The sequence below is a fragment of the Luteitalea pratensis genome, from assembly GCF_001618865.1.
Classification (GTDB): domain Bacteria; phylum Acidobacteriota; class Vicinamibacteria; order Vicinamibacterales; family Vicinamibacteraceae; genus Luteitalea; species Luteitalea pratensis.
Window position 1 is genome coordinate 464,224 of record NZ_CP015136.1, and the last position, 17,628, is coordinate 481,851.

Here is a 17,628-nt window from a genome sequence, read left to right on the forward strand (position 1 = left end):
ACTGTAGGCGTCGACCTTCAGGTCGACGCGCATGGCGCGAACGCCGAACGCCGAAGCGAAGGTCGAACGATGGGCCGGGCTCGGCCACCTTCGCGCATCGCGCTTCGGCGCCCAAGGAGAGCCGGCCCTACCCAAAGAACGCCGAACGTCGAACGCCGAACGCAGTCGCGAAGGCCGACGGCCGATTGCCGAAGGCCGGTGTGTAGGCGTCGGACTTGTCCGACGCGCGGTGACCGCCGGACAAGTCCGGCGGCTACAACTCCCGCAGCGCGTTGACGATCGGGAGGCGCGCGGCGCGGATGGCGGGGAGGATACCGCCGATCAGTCCCATCACCAGGGCGCAGACGAGACCCTGCACGAGCAGCGTCGGCGTCACGCGGAACGCGAACGCCACCTGGCTGAACGACTGGAAGTTCATCGTCGACGTACGGTAGCCGTCGAAGAGCACCCAGGCGAGGACGCCGCCGAGCACGCCGCCGAGCAGGGCGAGGACTGCCGACTCGGCCATCACCGACGTGACAATCGAAAGGGCCCCGAAGCCGAGTGCCCGCAGCGTGGCGATCTCGCGCGTGCGACTGGCCACCGCGTTGTACATCGTGTTGATGGCGCCAAACACCGCGCCGATCGCCATCAGGGCCGCGACGACGAAGCCGACCGTCCTGATCAGCGTCTGGAGCACGGTCGACTGGGCGGCGAGGTAGTCCGTCTCACGCTCCACCATCACATTGAGCCGCGGATCGCCGGCCAGTGCTGTCCTGAACGACTCCAGCGAGTCCTCGCGCTCGAGCTGGACGTACACGGACTGGAACGAGTCACCCCGTCTGTACGCGCCCTGCAGGACCTTCGCGTCGCACCAGAGCTCTGATTCGGAGATGGCCCCGTCGGCCTCGAAGATGCCGACGACTTTCCAGGCGTTCTCCCCCCAGCGGACGTCGTTGCCTACCGCGAGCCCGGCGAACTGGCCGGCGGCAGCACGTCCGACGATGATCTCGTTTCGGCCCGGCTCGAATCGTCGGCCCTCCACGAGCTTGAGACGAGGGCGCACGGCGAAGGCGCCCGACTCGACACCCCGGAGCGGCACGTTGGCGTCGGTCCCCGTCGATCGTTTCGGATGATTGACGATGACGAACAGCTCGGCCGACGCAATCGGCCCGTCCGCTCCTCGTGTCAGGCCTGGCGCGTCCTTCACGATCTGCGTCTGCTCGCGCGACAGGCCGCTCGACATCTCCGAGTCTGTGCCCGAGCGCAGGACGATCGCGGTGCGCGGGTCACCGGCCGTCGTCATGGCGGCACGGAAGCCCTGCGCGATCGACAGCACCGAGACGAACACGACGACCACGCCCGCGATGCCGACGATGGCGACGACCGACGAGCCGAGGCGTTGCGGGATGCTGCGGATGTTGACCAGGGTGATGGCAAGTATCTGGGACAGTGCCTGCATGATGATCACCCCTGGCGCCGAAGCGCATCGACAATGCGGAGCCGGCTGGCCTGCCAGGCAGGGAGCACACCGGCCGCCACGCCCACCAGCAGGATGAGACCGACCCCGAGCACGAGGTCGCGTGTGGGCAGGACGAGCGCCGGCAGCAGCCCGCCCGTGGGATCGCCGCGCTGCGTGATCGCCCACGCCAGGAACAGTCCCGTGCCGCCGCCCACCAGTGCCAGCAGCACCGACTCCAGCAACACGAGGCCGAGCAGTTGGCCATCGGTGAAGCCGAGCGTCTTCATCACCGCCAGTTCGTTGGTGCGCTCGCGGACGGCCTGTCCCATGGTGTTGGCGGCAACCAGCAGCATGGTGAACAGCACCGCCGCGAGGATGGCCATCAGGATGCTGCCGATGTCGCCGATCTGCTTGGCGAACGCCTGCACGAAGGCCTTCTCGGTGGACGTCTTGGTCTCCGCCGAGGAGTTGGCGAACATGGCGTCGAGCCGACCCGCCACCGCATCGGACTGTTGCGGATCGCTCACACGGATGACGTACCACCCGACCTCGTCCTTGAGGATGGTGCGTGTCTCGTTCAGGTAGTCATAGTGGAAGAGGAACTGGGTCGTGTCGGTGCCCTGCGCACCCGCCTCGTAGATGCCCTCGATGGTAAACGTCCAGGGTGATTCGTCTGGCTTACGGAAGATCGTCGCCTGGAGCGGCACGCGATCACCGACCTTCCAGCCGAACCGGTCCGCGAGGGAGCGACCGACGATGGCGCCTGTGCGATTGGCATACCACGCTTGCTTGCGATCGGCGGAGAGCACGAACGCGGGGTACATCTGCAGAAATGGCTCCGGCTCCACCGCGAACTGCGCGAAGAAGTTCTTCGGGTCCTGGTAGATGCCGCCGAACCAGCTCTGATGCGTGACCGTCGTCACCCCGGGGCTGGCCGCAATCCGGCCCTGATAGCTGCGCGGCAGCGGCTGGATGAACGAGACCTTCTGGATCATCACCAGCCGATCCTGTCCGGCGAGGTCCACGCCCAAACTGAACGCCGCCTTGAGCGCCATCAACGCGCCGAACAGCACGAAGGCGACGACGATCGACAGCGCCGTGAACAGCGTCCGCAACTTGCGGCGCATCAGGCTGCGCCAGACGAGCGGCAGGAATTTCATGCCGTCACCTCTGTCACGAGCTGCCCCTTCTCGAGGTGCACCAGGCGCGACGCGCAGGCGGCCGCGTGCGGGTCGTGCGTGACCATCACAATCGTCTTGCCGTGGTCACGGTTGAGCGCCTTGAGCAGTTCGAGGATCTCGTCGCCTGCCTTGCGATCGAGGTCGCCGGTCGGCTCGTCGCAGAGCAGCAGGGTGGGGTCCGTGACGATGGCACGGGCAATACCGACGCGCTGTTCCTGGCCGCCTGACAGCTGCCGCGGGTAGTGCCTCGCTCGATCGCCGAGCCCGACCACCGACAGCGCGATGCTGGCACGCTTGCGTCGCTCGGCCGCGGACAGCCGCGTGAGCAGCAGCGGCAGTTCCACGTTGCGCTGTGCGGTCAGCACCGGCAGCAGGTTGTACAGCTGGAACACGAAGCCGATGTGCGACGCGCGCCAACGGGCCAGCGCGCCCGACGACAGCTGATCGATCCGCTCGCCACCGATGTCGATGCTGCCGCCGGTCGGTTGATCCAGGCCGCCGAGCAGGTTCAGCAGGGTGGTCTTGCCGGAACCCGACGGTCCCATCAGCGCGAGGAACTCGCCCTGCGCGATTTCCAGGTCGACCCCTTGCAGCACCTCGATGCGCTCGCTGCCGCGACGATAGGTTTTCTGCAGCTGTCGGACCTTCACGAGCGATGCGGCGGAGGTGGGAGCATTCATGGTCTGGCTTCCTCGATGGACGAGCCGTCCGCGAGCGTGGCGGGAGCATCGACGATGACGCGATCGCCGGCCGCGATGCCGCTCGTGACCTGGGTGTCGGTGCCGCTGGTGCGGCCGACCTGGATCGAACGGCGCACTGCGCGGCCGCCGGCAGCGACGAAGACGAAGGGCGCGGCGCCACCCTCGCGGCGGACGGCGCCGGTCGGCACCCAGAGCGTCGGTGCCTGGGCGGTTTCCGACGCCACAGGGGCGGCTTTCAGGAACGTGACCTTGACGCCCATGTCAGGCAACAGGCGCGGGTCGAGCGCGTCGAAACCGATGCGGACCAGCACGGTTGCCTTCTGCCGATCGGCCGTCGGCACCGTCGTGATCACGTGCGCCGGAACCGACCAGTCCGGATACGCATCGAGGACGGCGCGCACCGGCTGCCGGTCGGACACGCGCGTGATGTAGCTCTCGTTGACGTCGACCTCGATCTCGAGCGAGGTCATGTCGACGATGGTGCAGATGCCGGTGCGGGTGAAGCCGCCGCCGGCCGACACCGGCGAGATCATCTCCCCGGGCTGCGCGTCCTTGGAGACGGCCATGCCGCTGAACGGCGCACGGATGACCGTGTCGTCCATGTCGGTGTGGCGCAGGGCCACCTGCTGCTCGGCGACGTTGACGTCGGTACGTGCCGCCTGCAATCGCGCGCGCAGCGCATCGACCTGGGCGTTGGCCGTGTCCAGATCGGCTGCCGGCACGACGCCTTCCTTCTCGAGCCGCTGCTGGCGGCCGAGCGCGAGTTCGGCCTCGCGGATCCGCACCTCCGTCTCGAGCAACTGGTTGCGGGCCGAGGCGAGCTGCGCTTCGGCCAGTTGCAGCATCGCGCGTGCCGTGGAGTCCTCGAGGCGGGCGAGCACCTGTCCCTGCCTCACGGCCATGCCTTCCTCGACATGCACCGAGACCACCTTGCCCGTGATCCGTGAGGAGACGGTTGCGCGCCGCCGAGCGGTGACGTACCCGGACGCGTTCAGCACCGCGTCATCGGGAGAACCGGCTCCGCCGCCCCTGGCGACGACGGCTGTCGTCTTGACATGGGCGATAACGGGGCGGTTCCAGTACCACCAGCCACCGCCGGCAGCCAGCAGGACGAGCACCAATGCCACCCAGCGACCTGGCGAGCGCACCGCGGCGCCGCGGCTGTCGCGGTCGAGTTTCAGGGCGGCGAGATCGGTTCGGAGGTCGTTCACGCAATTTCTCGAGGGTGTCGGCGGCGCGGCGTCGTGCCGGCTCCAACGTGGCTTTCATACGCGAGCCGTCCGCGTCCGTTCGTCGTCATCGGTGAATCGACGCCGGCACCCGGTGGACATCTGACATGACGATTGGACCAGTTCCGTACCAGGGATTCATCGGTATGCTGGACACATGGTCCATGTCCCCATGCTCAGCGCCGATCCTGAGGCCTTTTACTCGGAATTGCGTGCACAGCTCGAGGCACTGGTCGGCGACGAACGCGACGCGATTGCGAACCTGGCCAACGCTGCCGCGCTCATCTGGCACACCGCTCCTGAGTTGAACTGGGCTGGATTCTACCTGCGTCGGCGCGAGAACGAACTGGTGCTCGGGCCGTTCCAGGGCAAGCCGGCGTGTGTGCGTATTTCCGTCGGCAAGGGCGTCTGCGGCACCGCGGTCGCGCGCGGCGCGTCGGTGCTCGTGGAGGATGTGCATGCGTTCCCCGGACACATCGCGTGCGATGGGGCATCCCGATCCGAGTTGGTGGTGCCGATCAGGCACGCCGGGCGTGTGATTGGCGTCCTGGACCTGGATAGTCCCCGGATAGGGCGGTTCACCGAAGCGGATCGGATGGGGTTCGAGGGCCTGGTCCGGATCCTGGAGCAGACGGGACTTGATTCCGTGTGGTAACACGTATTAGGATGCGTGTTGTAACGCGCATCTGCCGTACGGCGTATACACGGCAACCCGGTAGGCCGCAGGCGCGGTCGCAACCGGCTCGATCGGAAACCCGTCCCGGGAACCCTCCGCCCACTGGCGGTTGGGCACCGGTTGCAGTCTCAGGAGCCCTCCCATGTTCAGCCGCCTCGTCCTTGCCGGCGCCGCCCTTGTTGTCGCCGCCCTCCCTGCCACCGCGCAGACCTGGAAAATCGACAGCGCGCACTCGAGCGCCTCGTTCACCGTCAAGCACATGATGGTCAGCAACGTCCACGGCCGCTTCGGCAAGGTCGAGGGTACCATCGTGTACGACGGCCAGAACGTCGCCGCCGCGCAGGTGGACACGACCATCGACGCGACCACCATCACGACCGACAACGAGAAGCGCGACGCGCACCTCAAGACTCCGGACTTCTTCGACGCAGCCGGCTTCCCGACGATCACCTTCAAGAGCAAGCGAGCCGAAGTCGTCGGCCCGGGCAAGTTCAAGCTGATCGGCGACCTGACGATGCGCGGCAAGACGAAGGAAGTCGTGCTCGACGTCGAGGGCCCCACCGCTCCGGTGAACGCCCAGGGAAGCCAGCGCGTGGGCGCCACTGCGACCACCACGCTCAACCGTCACGACTTCGGTGTCAGCTGGAGCCGCACGATGGACGGCGGTGGCTACGTCGTCGGCGACGACGTCAAGGTCACGATCGAGCTGGAGCTGATCAAACAGACATCGTGACGAACGCTGAACGCTGAACGCTGAACGCTGAACGCTGAACGCCGAACGCTGAATCTTCGAAGGCCGAAGGCCGATGGCCGATGGGCATTACGTGGCCCTTATGAGATCGATCAAGGCCTGGATGTGGTCGGCGTCCTGTGCCCCCTTGTCCTTGCGCCAGCGCGCGATGCGGGGGAAGCGGACGGCGACGCCGCTCTTGTGGCGGGTCGATCGCTGGACGTTCTCGAACGCGACCTCGAACACCAGCGCCGGAGTGACGCGACGCACCGGCCCGAACTTCTCGAGCGTGTTCGCCCGCACCCAGCGATCCACCTGTTCGATTTCCTCGTTCGAGAGTCCCGAGTAGGCCTTCGCCACCGGGACCAGTTCACCGTCCTTCCACAGCGCGAACGTGTAGTCGGTGAACAGCGTCGCCCGCCGGCCGTTACCCGGCTGCGCGTACACCAGCACTGCATCGACCGAGAAGGGGTCGACCTTCCATTTCCACCAGTCGCCCTTGCGGCGTCCGGTGCCGTATGCCGAGTCGAGTCGCTTGAGCATGTAGCCTTCGACGCCTCGCGTCCGTGACTCCTGCCGCAGCGTGCCGAGTGCCTCCCAGTCGGGTTCCGTGACGATGGGCGACAGCCGCAGGCCCGGAGCATGCCGCGCGATGAGTGCCTCGAGGCGGAGCCGCCGTTCCGCCAAGGGCATCGCACGCACGTCGCGGCCGTCGTCCTCGAGCAGGTCGTACGCCATGAATGCGGCAGGGGCACTGGCCAGGGCCTGCCGGGTGAGATTCTGGCGGCCGATGCGGAGCTGCAGCCGCGCGAAGGGCAGGGGCCCATCGCCGTCCCACGCGAGCACCTCGCCGTCGAGCACTGTGCCATCGGGAAGCGCCGCCGCTGCCGAGACGACCTCGGGGAACCGTGCCGTGATCACTTCTTCACCGCGCGACCAGAGGTAGGTGTGGCCGGCGCGTCTGATCAGCTGCGCGCGAATGCCGTCCCATTTCCACTCTGCCTGCCAGTCCGCACGAGGCCCGAGCGACTCCACGCCCTGCTCCAGCGGGTACGCCAGGCAGAACGGGTAAGGCCGCGACGTCTCGTCGGCCAATCCATCTGGCGCCATCAGCGCAGCGAACGCCTGCGCCGATGGGCTCCACTGGCCCATCAGCCGGAGGGTCATGACGTCGGTTCCGACGCCTGCGACTGCCGCCAGCGCCCGAACCACCAGCGTCTGCGAGACTCCGACCCGCATCTCACCGGTCAGCAGCTTGTTGAGCAGGTACCGCTCGAACGACGGCAAGGCGCGCCACCAGCGCACGACATCCTCGCGTTGCGCGTCGGGCGGCTTCGCACGCAGGCCCTCGAGCCGCTCCTCGATCCAGACGTGCAGCGGGACGGTGCGCTCGTCACCCTCCGCGGGCACGCCATCGAGGAGCAGCGCCAGCGTCTCGGCGAAATCCCCGACCGCCGCGTACGACTCGTGGAGCAGCCATGGCGCGATGCCCGTCGTGTCCTGCGTCCACTCGCGCAGCAGCTTCGTCGGCAACAGCCGCAACAGGCGCCGGCCCGCCAGGAAGAAGACCGTCCACGCGGCGTCCTGCGGTGGCGCCTCCCTGAAGTAGGCCTCGAGAGCCGCCACCTTGGCGTTGGTGGACAACGTGCGGTCGAGTGTGGCGTAGAGTGCGGAGAAGCGTTGCACTCGGCTTACGCCTCCTCGCCGTGCACGCAGGCGTCGATCACACCGGCATCGAGGCCGCGCTCCGCACACGCGCGTGCGAGCACGTCGGCGTACCCGTGCGTCGCGAGCACCCGCCGCGCGCCGGTTGCTTCGATCGTGTCGAGCAGCGCCGGCCAGTCGGCATGGTCGGAGAGCACGAAGCCCCGATCCACGCCCTTCCACCGCCGGGCGCCCCTGACGCGCATCCAGCCTGACAGCATCGCGGTGGCCGCATCGGGAAACCGCTTCAGCCATGGCGTGTTGATCGCGGACGGCGGCGCGATGATCACCCGCCCGCGCGTCGCCGCGCCCCTGGTCTCGTCGAGGACGGCCTCGACGTCGGGCAGCGGCGTTCCAGCATCCCGGTACGCATCGACCATGCCCGCCACGGCACCGTGCACGAGCGCAGGCTCGTCCAGCGAGAAGGTAGGGCCGGCTCTCCGAGCCCGGCCGCTGTCGCAGAGCAAGGCGAGCACCCGCTGTGCCTTGCCGAGGCTGTAGGCGTAGAGCACCGTGGGACGACCCGCCTCGCGGTTGCCGGAGATCCACGTGCGCAGGTCGGCGGTCACGTCCTCGACCGGCGGCCATCGATAGATCGGGAGCGCGAAGGTCGCTTCACTCACGAACGTGTCGCACGGCACGATCTCGAATGGCGTGCAGGTCGGGTCGGGCTGGCGTTTGTAGTCACCCGACACGACCCACGTCTCGCGTCCGTCGTGCACGCGCACCTGTGCCGAACCAGCCACGTGTCCCGCCGGGTGCAACGAGACGTCCACGTCGCCGATGCGTTGCCTCTCGCCGTACGTCCAGCCGTCGATCGCCACGTCCGGTCCGAGGCGTCGTCGCAGTACCGGCAGGCCGGGTACGGCGCAGACGTAGCGAGACGAGCCCGGGCGCGCATGGTCGGCATGCGCGTGGGTCAGGATGGCGAGGTCGACCGGTCCAGCCGGATCGATGTGGAATGGGCCCGCTGGGCAGAAGAGGCCGTCGGCGGTGGCGCGCAGCATATTGGTCATGCCTGATGCCTGATGCCTCACGCGCGTCGAACAAGCTCGACGCCTACACCTGGCCGCGGGTCTTCGTAGCCGAAGCCTTCCACCTCCGCCACGGCTACGGCGGACAAGTCAGGTCGACGGGCACCACAGGTCGACGAGCGGTTCCGCAGGGCCGGGCTCGGAGAGCCGACCCTCCCCTGACTGTGAGGGCACACACGTGCGTCGAGCAAGCTCGACGCCTACAGCCGCGAATGCCGCGATGCCGCAATGCCGGAACGCCGCGATGCCGCAATCTCGAAAACTGCCCTCGACATTCCAGCATTCCAGCATTTTCGGCATTTCGATCTGGTGGTTATTCGACCTCGTGGTTACGGCACGCACGTGCCGAGCGCGGCCGCACCAGCGCTCCAATGCACGCCGGGCGCGTCCGCGTAGTGCGCCCACTCCACGACCAGCGGCGCGGCCGCCGCGCCTGGCGCGGACTCCACGAGCATGCCGAAGCGAGTGCCGAAGGCCTGGGGGAACAGGCTCGGCACGTTCACGTTCTGGCGCGCGCGCGCCGCGATGGGCACGTCGGCACTCGAGGGCAGCGAGCCTTCGCGCAACAGCGTCGCACGCAGCGTCGTCGGCGAGGCGCCGGTGTTGGCGACGAGGACGTACGTGTCCACACCAGCCGCCCACTCGCCCTCGGCGATCGCCCAGCGGGGACACGTCTGCTCGGCGCCCAGGCTGACATGCGCCTCGCGCCAGGTCGCCGACGATCCGGGCCACCACATGGCCCGTTCGGCGACGATCGGCGCATCGGCATTGATCACCATCGACACGGCCGTCGAGGCGAGCGACAGGCCGGGCGCCGGGGTCTCGTCGTTGACCAGCACCGTCAACCGGCTGCGTGCCTGCACTACGTGGATGACGGGCGGTGTTGGCCCGCCAGGCAGGAGATATTCGACGCGCACGGGCACCGGTGAGGTCCCGGGATTGCCGAGCAGCAGGTACTGCTGGAACAGGGGACCGGTGTAGCCCTCGGCGAAGAACCACGAGGTACGCAGTGCGGGCGCCCCGGCGCTGGCATGCCCGGCCTCGAACGCGTTGGGCACGGATCGGTACATTGCGCGTTCGGCGACGATCGGCACGTCCGACACGATCACCGCGGAGGACGCCGCGCCACCGGCCGGCGTCTGCGGACCCGCCTCATCGTCATTGACCCAGATGGTGCGTCGTGAATGCGGCGGCACCTGGTGTTGGCGCACGAGCGGCGCCAGCGGCGGTTCACGCAGGTACGTCACCGTGACCTGCGCAGGGAGATCGCCCGGGTTCTGCAGCAGGTAGAACAGCGCGAATCCGGTATACGTGGCGCCCTCGGCGAAGTACCACTCCGTCGAGGGACCGGAGAGGCCGTGCTCGGCATGGCTGCCGCGCCCCTGGTCCCATTGCACGAGTCGATCGACGGCAACGAAGACGTCCGACTCGACGACCGTCGCGAACGCGTGCCCTTGCAGTTCAGCAATGGCGTTCGTGTCGACGGTGACACGCTGCGACGCAGGGACCTGCCGCGCCAGCCGCACCACGACGCCGTCGTCGCGTTCGAAGCGCACCTGCGTGTACGCCGTCGCCGTTGCCGACGGGTTGGCGAGCGCGATGCGGGTGGCGAACGTGCCTTGCCTCAGGCCCTCGGCCAGCAGGCGTCGTGCGAATCCCCGCGGGTGCGTGCCGGCGGCGCGTTCGCCGGCGTTGTCGATGCCGTCGCCGTCAGGGTCCCCATCGGCGCCGTTGTCTCCGTTGCGGCTGCCCGGATCGAGGCCGTAGTCCCGCTCCCAATCGTCGGGGAGCCCGTCGGCATCGGCATCGGCTGGCGCGGCGGCGGGCCGCCATCCGAGTGTCACCACTTCGAAGCTCGTCGATCGCATCGCGTGGACGGCCGACACGATGTCGTCCATGTACGGCGTCCAGCGCGGGTCGTTCGTGCCGGTCACGAACATGTCGCTGCCGTTGTCGGCGACGATCAGGCCGTACGTCTTCATCGCCTGGAACAGCCGCTGCACATGCGGCGAGTACGACGAGATGTCCACGCTCGCCTTGAGGCGAAGCCGGGCCCCCATCGGCAACGCCCCGGCCGTACTTCCGGCGCGATGGGATGCGGGCCACACGTAGCCGTTCGTGGCGCGGACCGTCATGCGGAGCGCGTGACGAATCGGCTCGGTGCCGAACATCTCGTCGTAGCGCACCAGCCCCGGCAGGATGGCGAGGCCGGCGGCATCGGCGCTTGTCCAACCCTCTGGGCGCCGGCCGTTGCGGGTCATGTCGAACACGGCGCCCGACTCGGCCTCCCACCGGTTGGACGAGCCATTCCAGCGGGCGCGATACAACTCGTACAGCAGGCGGTTGTCGCGGTCGACGAGGATCAGGTGTCGGTCCCCACCGGGATCGAGCTGTCCTGGCTGGCCGCCTTCCACGTAACCGCCCGTGGTCCTGGCGGCCGGCGGAATCGGATAACCGGGTGGTCGTCCCGGTGCGCCGTCGTCGCTCTCGTCGCCATAGGCAACCCAGCTGACTGGCACGAGTGGCTGGGAACCGGGCACGCTGACGTACGGCATGCCGTACGTCGCCGTGGGGTCGCCCGCGTCGTTGGCCGAGGCGCCCCAGTCCGGGTGGACCCGCTTGCCATTGCTACCGCCAATCCAGGCGATGAAGGCGGCGCTGCCTGGATCGACGGGCGCCTGGCTGACGTCAACGTTCCACCAGTTGTCGGCCGGAAACAGGGGCAGCGGCTGCGGCAGCGGCCCGGCGGGTTGCGCGAGGCCAGCACCGGCGCCGAGCAGGATGCCGGTCAGGAGAAGAGCGGCGAGGCGAAACGAGTGGGGCGACGAGACCATGTCAGCTCAGTCGCTGGGGCAGTTCGGTGAATCGGCCCGGCAACGTCTCGGCTTCAGTAATGCCTGATGCCTCATGCCTCATGACGCACTGGTACCTGTGGTCGTAGCCGTCGACCTTGGTCGACGGACATCTTCCGACGTCGGTGGAAGAACGCCGCGTGCGTCGAGCAAGCTCGACGCCTACACCTACGCCGGGCAGGTTGGCGCTCACCAGGCGATCACGGCGCGTTCCCTGCGCACGTCGGCGGCGCCGCGCAGGTGACCTGTGGCCGGGTCCGCGCCCGCCGCGACGACACCGGTCGAATACGTCACCGGCAGGTAGAGGCGCAGCGTGTGACCACGAGCCTCGAGATCCTTGCGCACGGCCTCCGGTATGCTCCGCTCCATTTCGAGCACGCCCGGATCGATCCGGTGGTCGCGGAACGAACTCTGGATTGAGAGCGTGTTGAACCGTGCCGAGTCGACGGCCGCCTGCAGCGGCAGGCCGAAGTCGATCACGTTGACGAGCACCTGAAGGATCTGCTGGTCCTGGCTGTCGCCGCCCGGCGTGCCGATGGCGAGGAACGGCGCGCCGTCTTTGGTCACGATCGTCGGCGTCAGCGTCGTCCGCGGCCGCTTCCCGGGCGCGACGATATTGGGGCTACCGGGTTCGAGACGGAAGGCCTGCATGCGGTTGCTCAGTGGGACGCCCGTGTCGCCCGCGACGAAAGCGCCACCGAGCAGCCACCCGGACGAGGGTGTCGCCGAGAAGAGGTTGCCGTCCTTGTCCGCAACCTCGATGGCCGTCGTGTCGCCCGACTCACCGGGCGTGCCGACGCGCCTGATGTGCGGGTCGCGCGCCATGCACGGCGTTGGTAGGGACGGCTCTCCGAGCCGTCCATCTCCGCAGCGCGCCTCGATGGTGCTGTTGCCATCAAAAGGGCCGGGATTCCCCGGCCGTTGCTCGAGGCTCGCATGTTTCATGTCGATCAGCGCGTGCCGATCCTTCGCGTAGGCCTTCGACAGCAGGCCGGTGATCGGCACCTTCACGAAGTCGGGATCGCCGTAGTAGCGATCGCGATCGGCGTAGGCCAGTTTCATGGCCTCCGTCATTGCGTGGATGCTGTCGGCGCTCAGGTGACCCATCGCACGGAGGTCGAAACCCTCGAGCAGGTTCAGGGTCTGCAGCAGCACGGGGCTCTGATTCCAGGGCCCGGCCTTGTGCACGGTGTAGCCGCGGTAGGTGACGCTGTAGGGCTGCTCGATCTTGCTGTGATAGTTCGCGAGATCGGCTTCGGTGATCATCCCCCCTTCGGCCTGCACTGCCGCCGCCAGCTGGCGTGCGATGTCGCCCGTGTAGAAGGCATCCCGTGCGCGTCCGATTGCCTTCTCGCGCGGCTCCCCTGATTTCAGCGAGGCGGCCTCCGCATCAACCAGCCGGCGCAGGGTTCGAGCCAGGTTCGGCTGGCGGAACATCTCGCCCGCCCTGGTCACCCGGCCCTCCGGGTAGTACGTGCGCATGGTCGCGGCGTACGGCTCACAGCCCCTGCGCTCGCTGGTGAGATAGCGGCTGAGGAACTCGTACATCGGGAAGCCGTCGGCGAGCCTGATGGCCGGCGCGAGCACCTCGCCGAGCGACTTCGTGCCGTACTTCGCCAGCGCCAACGATGCGGCGTCGACGACGGCGGGGATGGTCGCGGCCAGCGGCCCGTTGGCGGGGATCGACGTCTTGCCGGTGAATGCCTCTGGTGTCGCGGCCAGGGGGGCCGTGCCCTGCCCGTTGATCACGACCACCTCGCGGTTCTTCGCGAGGTAGATGACCATCGGCGCCTCTCCACCCAACCCGAAGTGCGAAATCTCGACGACAGCCGCCGCGAAGATGGCGGCAATGCCGGCGTCCACCGCGGTGCCGCCGTTGGAGAGCAGTTCCGCGCCCGCTTCCGCGGTGTATGTACGGCCCGCGGCGACCACTCCGTGCGTGCCGGGGAACTCGGGGCGGAGGGATTGGGCACTGGCGGGCACGGCCTGGGCCAGCCCGAGAAGCAACACGAGGGCAACACGAGACATGGCCCAAAGCATAGGCCAGCGCGGGGCGGCTTCGCGTCGAGCAAGCTCGACGCCTACGAATCGCGCGAAGCTCGACGCCTACGTGTCGCGTCAAGCACGACGCATTCGTCTGGTGGGCGTCGACCTTCCACCCTCGCCAAGACTCCGGCGGACAAGTCAGGTCGACGCTCGGCGGATTCGACGCGGTCGTCCGTTCGACATTCCGGCATTCCGGCATTCCGGCATTCCGGCATTACGAGGCTCTTACCACCAATGTGTGGACCTCGCCAGGGTCGCCCCACGTACCATGCAGCAGTCATGCTCGTCATTTCCCACATCGTGAAGCGCTACGGCACGCGAGTCGCCGTCGACGACCTGTCGCTCGAGGTCAGGCCCGGCGAGATCCTCGGCCTGCTCGGGCCCAACGGTGCCGGCAAGAGCACCACCATGCATGTGGCGACGGGATTGCTGCGGCCAGACGCCGGCTCGGTGGCTATCGGCGTCCACGGCCCGCCGACCTCACCCGACGCTCGCCGCCGGCTCGGCCTGGCGCCGCAGAACCTTGCCGTCTACGACCTGCTGACGGCCGAGGAGAACCTGGCGTTCTTCGGCCAACTGTACGGGCTCTCCGGTGCGGCCCTGAAGGCGCGGGTCGACGCCGCGCTGTCGTTCGTGGGACTGGGCGATCGACGCCGCGATCGCGTCGACACCTACTCGGGCGGCATGAAGCGGCGGCTCAACATCGCGGCCGCGGTGCTGCACGAGCCGGAACTGGTGCTGCTCGATGAACCGACGGTGGGCGTGGACCCGCAATCGCGCAACGCCATCTTCGACAGCATCGAGGCGCTCAAGGCGGAGGGCCGCACGCTCGTGTACAGCACGCACTACATGGAGGAAGCGGTCCGCCTGTGCGATCGGGTGGCGATCATCGACGCCGGCCGGGTGCTCGCGCTCGACACCGTGGCGGGGCTGATCCGCACCCATGGCGGGACGCCATCACTCCAGGTTCGACTGGCTGGCCGTGACGTCGTGCTGCAGACCCACGACCCGCTCGCGGAGCTCAATCGACTGTCGCTCGAGGCACCGGTCGAGTCGTTCCGCGTCGACGAACCGACGCTGGAACAGGTCTTCCTGACGCTCACCGGTCGCACCCTGCGAGACTGAGGCCCCTCCAAATGTCAGCCATGCTTGCGATTGCGATCAAGGACCTGCGGACGTTCACCCGGCAGCGCGCCTCGCTGTTCTTCACGTTCATCTGGCCGCTCTGCGTGGCGGTCCTGTTCGGCGTGCTGTTTGGCGGCAGCGACAGGCCGACGCCGCGACTGCCCATCGTCGTGGTGGACGAGGACAAGACCGAAGGCTCACGCGCCTTCGCCGATCGGTTGGTCGCGCGCGACACCTTCGATGCCAGCGTCGCGGTCAGTCGCGCCGATGCGCTCGAGGCGGTGCGCAAGGGCGAGCGGATTGCGGCGGTCATGCTGCGACCTGGCTTCGGCGAGGCGACCTCGCGGATGTTCTACGGCACGCCGCCCGAGGTGCAGCTCTACACGGACCCGAGCCGGCAGGCCGAGCGCGGCATGCTCGAGGGCCTGCTGATGCAGCAGGGCGCCGAGCGAATGCAGGCGATGTTCTCCAATCCGGCCGGCGGGCGCGAGAACGTGCAGAAGGCACTGCAGGATCTCAAGAAGGGCGCACCTGGCGCTAACCCAGGCCTCGAGAAGTTCCTTGGGCAACTCGACACGTTCCTCGGCACGCCCGACGCCGCGCAGCTTGGCTCGGCTGACAGTGCACCGCCCGCAGCCGGCGCCGGCTGGGAGCCGTTGCGGATTACGAAGGAGGACCTGCAGCGCCAGCGCACGGGCCCGCGCAATGGCTACGACGTGACGTTCCCGCAGGCCATTCTGTGGGCGATTTTCGGGTGCGTGATGGCGTTCGGCACGACGTTCGCCTCGGAGCGCGTCCGCGGGACGCTGGTGCGCCTGCACGTGTCGCCGCTCTCGCGCGCACAGGTGCTCGCTGGCAAGTCGCTGGCGGCCCTGATCGCCATCTGCCTCGTTGAACTGTTGCTGATCCTGCTCGGCATCACGGCCTTCGGCGTGCGGGCTTCGTCGTGGCCTTTGCTGCTCACGGCGATCCTCTGCACCGCGGCCGCCTTCGTGGGCATCATCCTGCTGCTGGCGTCGATGGCCCACACCGAACAGGGTGTCGGCGGGATGGCGCCGGCGGTGATGATGCCGTTGTTCCTGCTCGGCGGCGCGATGGTGCCGCTGATGTTCATGCCGCCCTGGATGGCCCGGATCGGCTACCTCAGCCCCGTACGCTGGGCGATCATCGCCCTCGAGGGTGCGATCTGGCGCGACTTCGGCGTGGCCGAGATGGTCGTGCCGTGCACGATTCTCCTGGCGGTGGCCGTCGTGACCTTCACGATCGGCGCGCGCCGGCAGGCCGCCGACTGAGCGCCGACGACAATTTCAAAATTGCAGAATTTCAGCATGTCACACACATTGGTTCGCCCCGCTGACCTTGTACGTGACATTCTGCAATTCTGAAATTCTGAAATTCCGAGGAGCCACACCGATGTCCATCGCCGACAAGGGCTACACCCACCCCGAGGCGCTCGTCTCCACCGAGTGGGTGGCCGAGCACCTGCAAGACCCGAACGTCCGCCTGGTCGAGTCCAACGAGGATCCGCTCGTGTATCCGTCGGGGCACATCCCGGGCGCCGTGCAAATCGACTGGACCGCCGACCTGAACGACCCGCTGCGGCGCGACTACATCGCGGCGACCGAATTCGCGGCCCTGGTCTCGCGATTCGGCATCACCCCGGAGACGACGGTCGTGCTCTACGGCGACCGCAACAACTGGTGGGCCTGCTACGCGTTCTGGGTCTTCCAGCTGTTCGGGCACACCAACGCGCGCATTCTCGACGGGGGTCGGCTCAAGTGGGAGAAGGAGGGGCGTCCGCTGCCGCGCGACGTGCCGAAGTATGCCGCCTCCACCTATCCGGTGCCCTCCGAGCGGCAGGACAGTGCGCACCGCGCGTTCCGTGCGCAGGTGCTCACGCATAGCGAGGCCGGCGGGCAACTCGTCGACGTGCGCTCGCCGGACGAATACACCGGTGCCAAGCTGCACATGCCCGAGTACCCGCAGGAAGGCGCCATGCGGGGCGGACACATCCCCGGCGCGAAGAGCGTGCCGTGGGCCCGCGCCATCAATCCCGAGGACGGCACGTTCAAGGACGCCGAGCAACTGAAGGCCATCTATCTCGGTGAGAAGCACCTCGACCCGTCCAAGGCGACCATCGCCTATTGCCGCATCGGCGAGCGGAGCAGCCACACGTGGTTCACCCTGAAGTACCTGCTCGGGTTCGAGAACATCCGCAACTACGATGGCAGTTGGACCGAGTGGGGCAACCTCGTCGGGGTCCCGGTCGCGAAGGGTCCCGAACCTAACGCCTAACGCCTAACGCTTAATGCCTGATGCCTGATGCGTGATGCCTATCGCTTGACGCGGCGACGGTAGGGCCGGCTCTCCGAGCCCGGCCCAGTACACAGGCCGAATGACGAAGGCCGACCAGTATGGCGAAAGCCGAAGGCCGAATGCCGAAGGCCGTCAGTGAAATCGTGATGACCACCAAAGAGAAACTCGAGGAGCTCCAAGAGACGCTGGACATGTTCGCCGATCCGGCCAGCCGGGCCGACCTGCTGATCGGGTTCGCGGACAAGTTCCAGGAGGTGCCTGCAGAGGTCGCGACACGGCCGTACCCGAAGAGCCACCAGGTGCCGCAGTGCGAGTCCGAGGCATACGTGTGGTCGACGCTGAACCCGGACGGCACGCTTCGGCTGCACTTCGCTGTCGAGAACCCGAGCGGGATCTCTGCAAAGGCGCTCGCGGTGATCCTCGATGCCATTTTCTCGGGTCAGCCCGCCGAGGACGTCCTCGCGCTCGACTCGGACATCGTCGAGCGCGTGTTCCGCCAGAACATCTCGATGGGCAAGGGCCTCGGACTCAAGTCGATGGTGCTCGCCGTGCAGGCGCTCACGCGCGACGCCCTGAAGCGGGCGTCGGCCTGA

The 17,628-nt window shown here is 67.9% G+C and carries 14 protein-coding genes; 6 read left to right on the forward strand and 8 right to left on the reverse strand.

Annotated features, from left to right (window positions below; all coding sequences use genetic code 11):
- Window positions 1–253 precede the first annotated feature (253 nt).
- Genes LuPra_RS01975 through LuPra_RS01990 form a run of 4 tightly spaced genes read right to left on the reverse strand, consistent with a single transcriptional unit; the run spans window position 254 to window position 4,534 of the window.
- Window positions 254–1,441 carry an ABC transporter permease gene (locus LuPra_RS01975; RefSeq protein WP_110174480.1) on the reverse strand — a complete coding sequence of 396 codons (1,188 nt, stop codon included), beginning with the start codon at window positions 1,439–1,441 and terminating at the stop codon, window positions 254–256.
- 5 nt (window positions 1,442–1,446) lie between these two features.
- Window positions 1,447–2,601 carry an ABC transporter permease gene (locus LuPra_RS01980; RefSeq protein ID WP_110169206.1) on the reverse strand — a complete coding sequence of 385 codons (1,155 nt, stop codon included), beginning with the start codon at window positions 2,599–2,601 and terminating at the stop codon, window positions 1,447–1,449.
- The gene (locus LuPra_RS01985) at window positions 2,598–3,302 is read right to left on the reverse strand and encodes an ABC transporter ATP-binding protein (RefSeq protein ID WP_110169207.1); all 705 of its coding nucleotides are present in this window, start codon (window positions 3,300–3,302) and stop codon (window positions 2,598–2,600) included. Before LuPra_RS01985 ends, LuPra_RS01980 begins: the two co-directional genes overlap by 4 nt.
- Window positions 3,299–4,534 carry an efflux RND transporter periplasmic adaptor subunit gene (locus tag LuPra_RS01990; protein ID WP_110169208.1) on the reverse strand — a complete coding sequence of 412 codons (1,236 nt, stop codon included), beginning with the start codon at window positions 4,532–4,534 and terminating at the stop codon, window positions 3,299–3,301. The genes LuPra_RS01985 and LuPra_RS01990 overlap by 4 nt, the downstream gene beginning before the upstream one ends.
- A gap of 175 nt (window positions 4,535–4,709) precedes the next feature.
- Here LuPra_RS01990 and LuPra_RS01995 point away from each other — a divergent pair, with 175 nt between their 5' ends.
- Together LuPra_RS01995 and LuPra_RS02000 are read left to right on the forward strand one after the other, a co-directional pair.
- Entirely contained in the window at window positions 4,710–5,207 is a 498-nt protein-coding gene (locus tag LuPra_RS01995) for a GAF domain-containing protein (protein WP_110169209.1), read from the forward strand.
- Window positions 5,208–5,370: 163 nt separating this feature from the next.
- A complete protein-coding gene (locus LuPra_RS02000; RefSeq protein WP_110169210.1) occupies window positions 5,371–5,961 on the forward strand; it encodes a YceI family protein in 591 nt (196 codons plus the stop codon).
- An 87-nt stretch (window positions 5,962–6,048) separates the two neighbouring features.
- Here LuPra_RS02000 and LuPra_RS02005 read toward each other — a convergent pair whose 3' ends face one another.
- From LuPra_RS02005 to LuPra_RS02020, 4 genes are all read right to left on the reverse strand, one after another.
- Window positions 6,049–7,644: an ATP-dependent DNA ligase gene (locus LuPra_RS02005; RefSeq protein WP_110169211.1), complete on the reverse strand. Its 1,596-nt coding sequence runs from the start codon at window positions 7,642–7,644 to the stop codon at window positions 6,049–6,051.
- 5 nt (window positions 7,645–7,649) lie between these two features.
- Entirely contained in the window at window positions 7,650–8,678 is a 1,029-nt protein-coding gene (locus tag LuPra_RS02010; protein WP_110169212.1) for a ligase-associated DNA damage response exonuclease, read from the reverse strand.
- Window positions 8,679–9,025: 347 nt separating this feature from the next.
- Window positions 9,026–11,530: a hypothetical protein gene (locus LuPra_RS02015; protein WP_110169213.1), complete on the reverse strand. Its 2,505-nt coding sequence runs from the start codon at window positions 11,528–11,530 to the stop codon at window positions 9,026–9,028.
- A gap of 207 nt (window positions 11,531–11,737) precedes the next feature.
- A complete protein-coding gene (locus LuPra_RS02020; RefSeq protein WP_157898634.1) occupies window positions 11,738–13,576 on the reverse strand; it encodes a gamma-glutamyltransferase family protein in 1,839 nt (612 codons plus the stop codon).
- A gap of 297 nt (window positions 13,577–13,873) precedes the next feature.
- Between LuPra_RS02020 and LuPra_RS02025 the strand changes: the two genes are divergently transcribed.
- The 4 genes from LuPra_RS02025 (at window position 13,874) to LuPra_RS02040 (ending at window position 17,628) form a co-directional block, all read left to right on the forward strand.
- The gene (locus tag LuPra_RS02025) at window positions 13,874–14,719 is read left to right on the forward strand and encodes an ABC transporter ATP-binding protein (protein ID WP_110169215.1); all 846 of its coding nucleotides are present in this window, start codon (window positions 13,874–13,876) and stop codon (window positions 14,717–14,719) included.
- 20 nt (window positions 14,720–14,739) lie between these two features.
- Window positions 14,740–16,011: an ABC transporter permease gene (locus LuPra_RS02030; protein ID WP_157898635.1), complete on the forward strand. Its 1,272-nt coding sequence runs from the start codon at window positions 14,740–14,742 to the stop codon at window positions 16,009–16,011.
- 121 nt (window positions 16,012–16,132) lie between these two features.
- Entirely contained in the window at window positions 16,133–17,014 is an 882-nt protein-coding gene (locus tag LuPra_RS02035; RefSeq protein ID WP_110169217.1) for a sulfurtransferase, read from the forward strand.
- A gap of 167 nt (window positions 17,015–17,181) precedes the next feature.
- Window positions 17,182–17,628 (forward strand): SufE family protein, encoded by a 447-nt coding sequence (locus LuPra_RS02040; RefSeq protein WP_157898636.1) that lies wholly within the window; start codon window positions 17,182–17,184, stop codon window positions 17,626–17,628.